This is a genomic window from Actinomadura sp. NPDC048955 (genome assembly GCF_040649435.1).
Taxonomy (GTDB): Bacteria; Actinomycetota; Actinomycetes; order Streptosporangiales; family Streptosporangiaceae; genus Spirillospora; species Spirillospora luteofluorescens.
On sequence record NZ_JBEZJI010000146.1, the window covers coordinates 1 to 3,791 of the forward strand.

The following is a 3,791-nucleotide window of genomic DNA, read 5'->3' on the forward strand; positions in this document are numbered from 1 at the left end:
GTTCGCGGTGACGGCCCTGATCCTCTACCGGATGTCCGCCACGGAGGAGCGGCGGCTCCGCACGGCGCTGCTGTGGACGTGCAACCCGCTCGTGCAGCTTGGTCTTATTATGAATGAAAAGGAGGAGACTCGTTAATGAAAATTAATGATGAACTCATTGAAAATTTATTGAAAGATAAATCAGGATTGCATCAAGAAAATACAAAGAACCTAACAAAAACGCTTGTTGAAAAATATAAAGATCCAAATACATCTCAAAAAACAAAAAAAGAAATTAGAGAGCTTTTTCGACGACTATATAAGTAACGGGGAGAATAACTATAATAATTAGAAAAAGTTTGATTCTTTAATAAATCAACATTATGTAAAAAACGAACGTTTTTGAAACAGATAGGTAGCTAAGTAATAATGAATCTTTGTTTCATCGATTTTATCTTACATAAAGTCATAAAAATTAAGCATTTTAAAACAATTTCTATTTTTTACTTATAAGTATCATATCTTGTATTATTAACAAAGTCTTATTTTACCTTTACTTCATGAGATATGATACAGTAATAGTGAAACAAATAACAAAATTTAATAAAGCGTGGTGTACAAATGGCTAAAATTGGTTACGCTCGTGTTTCAACACAAGATCAAAGTTTAGATAGCCAAATCGATACTTTAAAAAACTTTGGCTGTTCAAAAATATTTAAAGAAAAAGTGAGTGGTCGAAAAACGAAAAGATCAGAGTTAGACAAATGTCTAGAGTATTTACGTGAAGGAGATACATTAGTTGTTTATAAACTTGATCGTTTAGGTCGAACAACAAAACAGTTAATAGAATTGGCTCAATGGTTAGAAAACAATAACATCGAATTACAGATTATTGATATGAATATCAATACTAAGGATGCAATGGGAAAAATGTTTTTTACGATGATGAGTGCTTTTGCTGAACTTGAAGCCAATCTTTTAAGCGAACGTACTAAAAAGGGGCTTGCTTCTGCAAGAGCAAGAGGACGCGTCGGTGGACGTCCACCCATGCCTGATCATAAAAAAAGAGAAATTAAGTTTTTATATGATGAACAAAAAATGACTGGAGAACAAATAGCCGAAGCTACTGGCGTAAGTAGGTCAACTGTATATCGTGTGATCAAAAAATAAAAATAATGAAAGGTATTTTATAATTCTTTCATTTAACTATGTATTAAAGTTGTATCTTTATTTTTTGTGTTTAACTTCTTATTCAAACGTTACCTTTTTATTTGTAAATTTTTAAATAGGATGTAATAATACTATTGTATGACACAAAACAAAGAGGTGAAATACATAATGGAAAACGTAGTTAATTTTGTAAAAAAATTAATCGAAGAAGTTCAAAAATTAATCAACGGTGGTTCTTCTTCATCTGATAGTGATAATACTTCTAAATAATAATTTAGACCACTCATAAAGAGTGGTCTTTTGATATAAATATTTGTTAAAATAATTTACAAATAGTATTAAACAGTATATACTAAAGATGTAAAAAAGAGAGTAACATGCGCGAACACGTTACTCTCATGAGCCCGTTAAAAAGACAGTGGCTTTCGATAAAAGATATTAAATAGACTATCTACTTGCCAAAAGTTGGGAATGGTTATTCTTTTGCTTATTTTAATCATTGCAACGACTATACCGATAAATAATATGTATATGAGCCCTAGGATTAACCTAGAGCTCTTTTTTAATAATGATATCTACATGCAATGATTATAATACTAGGGTCTTTAATAGTATAAACTAATCTATGCTCGTGATTTATTCTTCTACTATAGTAACCTTTCAAATTACCTTTCAAAGGCTCTGGCTTGCCTTCACCCTCTAAAATGCCATTTCTTTGAATACTCTTAATCAAACTATTAATTTTCTTTAATAGTTTCTTATCTTGTGTTTGCCAATACTTATAATCTTCAAAAGCTGTAGGTGTAAAAGTTACATTGTACTTATTCATAAGTTGTTATATCTACCTCTACAGTATTAACTCTTTCGGCTTCTTCCATTGATTGAGCTAAGCGTTTAGCATTGACTGGTGATTGTTGTAAGTAGAGGGTTTCCACAATTGAGTTATAATCATCTTCACTAATCAATACAGCGTTACGGTCATTAGTTGTGATAGTTACTGTATCACTATCATCATTTACTTTATCTATTAGTTTTCGGAAATCCTTACGTGCGTTTGAATAAGTTAAAACAGTCATAGTATATCCTCCTTTAATAAAATTGTACAACATGTTGTACAACAAGTAAAGGTGAGAAATATCCATTAGATAAGACTTAATAAATATAAATACTTACGCATATAGTTATGTATATAGCTATACATATGTGTATACCTATTGTTCATCAAACGATTTTTTGAGGATAGTAAAGAACTTTTGGTTAAAGAGTATGGAGCAAAAAATATCTTATATGCAACAGTGCATATGGATGAAAAAACACCGCATATGCACTTAAAAATAATAAAGTTACATTATACACCTTTTCTTAGTTTTTAGTTTTCCTATTAAGAATATTAATCAATATAAAAATTACATTTAGCCTTTTAAAAGGTTTGAAAAGTAAATTTTAAAATGATTTATAACTTCTCTGCTAAACAAAAAAATTTCAATTAGTTTCTATGTGAAATAATTAAATCTCTTAGAAAAAGATTAAAATGCAAGACAAAAAGACTACTAAAAAAATGAGTAGTCAAAGATAGTTATAATATTGTTCAATTAAAATTAGCCACTCAATTTGTTGAGTGGCTATAGGTTAGACGAAGAATTACTTCATGTTAAAAGACTTAATGATGAATGAATATAATGCTATATTTTTACTTTAACACTTATTTATTTTTAGTTCATCCAAAAACTATTCAACAGTGAGATTTTTGGTTTTTTGAAACGAATTTATGCAAAAGTTTAGTTTGTGAAATGAAATTATATTTATTTAGCTCTCATTTGCGTTTTAAGAGCCAATGTAAGTTTTAGGTAAATAATACATAGCTTAATTCTTTAAAATTCAAAATAAAGGGATTTAAGATTTAAATAATATTTGTGATAAAACTTTTGAAAAGGAGTTGATTCTTTATTTTCTATTTTAACAAGGATACTCTGATGTATTTTTTATTCTCACAAATCATTTGAATTTTTCATTGAAAACATTGTACTTAGACATACATGCTTTGACGACGCATATTTAACGCATGTACTTCTTCTAGTTCTGATTTAATCGATTGCATTAAATAAGCTTGCATAGCTTCAACAGACTCATTTTTTTGTAATAACATAGCTTTAAAACGTTTTAAGACACTGACAATTTCAAATTCAACTTCTTCTAAACGGTAATATGTATCATGTGTATTATTAAAAGATTTTTTCCTTTAAGTAAAATACTTTTAATAATACGAATCTCTCTAATTTCAAAATTGTTGTTTAGATAATCTTTAATTTGATTTGGTAATTCTTCGAGTATTTGAAATTTTAAAGCATCATTATTATTAGTCTTTATATAGTCAGTATTATAATCTAATTGGCGAAAATGATTAACAGTTAATGCACCTTCTCTCTGCGTCTAAATTTGACGCCTGAGAGATAGACGATCTTATAATGATGTACATTGTACATTTTAAGAATAAGCACGATAGCTAAGAGATGACACAAAAAACCCTCCTATACCGAGGCGACGGTTGGAGGGTTTTCCCATGTTTTCATTAGTTATTTCGTTAATAAAATATCACGAATTACATTAATTGTAAATGTAGGAAAATATATTTTTACTCATAT

5 protein-coding genes are annotated in these 3,791 nt (G+C 28.9%); 2 read left to right on the forward strand and 3 right to left on the reverse strand.

The features are described 5' to 3' along the window. The first annotated feature begins 600 nt into the window (after positions 1–600). A complete protein-coding gene (locus AB0C84_RS45430; RefSeq protein ID WP_064657848.1) occupies positions 601–1,149 on the forward strand; it encodes a recombinase family protein in 549 nt (182 codons plus the stop codon). Between the two features lie 562 nt (positions 1,150–1,711). On the opposite strand, the gene AB0C84_RS45435 is transcribed toward AB0C84_RS45430, so the two are convergent. Beyond that, positions 1,712–1,978: a Txe/YoeB family addiction module toxin gene (locus AB0C84_RS45435; protein ID WP_002456261.1), complete on the reverse strand. Its 267-nt coding sequence runs from the start codon at positions 1,976–1,978 to the stop codon at positions 1,712–1,714. Then, positions 1,971–2,225: a type II toxin-antitoxin system Phd/YefM family antitoxin gene (locus tag AB0C84_RS45440; RefSeq protein WP_252957993.1), complete on the reverse strand. Its 255-nt coding sequence runs from the start codon at positions 2,223–2,225 to the stop codon at positions 1,971–1,973. The genes AB0C84_RS45435 and AB0C84_RS45440 overlap by 8 nt, the downstream gene beginning before the upstream one ends. Before the next feature lie 138 nt (positions 2,226–2,363). Here AB0C84_RS45440 and AB0C84_RS45445 point away from each other — a divergent pair, with 138 nt between their 5' ends. After that, positions 2,364–2,522: a plasmid recombination protein gene (locus AB0C84_RS45445; protein WP_361078990.1), complete on the forward strand. Its 159-nt coding sequence runs from the start codon at positions 2,364–2,366 to the stop codon at positions 2,520–2,522. Between the two features lie 653 nt (positions 2,523–3,175). Here the strand turns inward: AB0C84_RS45445 and AB0C84_RS45450 are convergent. Then, positions 3,176–3,325, reverse strand: coding sequence for a hypothetical protein (locus tag AB0C84_RS45450; RefSeq protein ID WP_361078993.1), 150 nt, complete (start codon positions 3,323–3,325; stop codon positions 3,176–3,178). Positions 3,326–3,791: the final 466 nt, after the last annotated feature.

Coding starts and splice junctions, on each gene's coding strand:
- AB0C84_RS45430 (WP_064657848.1), top strand. CDS start 601: ATGGCTAAAATTGGTTACGCTCGTGTTTCAACACAAGATCAAAGTTTA.
- AB0C84_RS45435 (WP_002456261.1), bottom strand. CDS start 1,978: ATGAATAAGTACAATGTAACTTTTACACCTACAGCTTTTGAAGATTAT.
- AB0C84_RS45440 (WP_252957993.1), bottom strand. CDS start 2,225: ATGACTGTTTTAACTTATTCAAACGCACGTAAGGATTTCCGAAAACTA.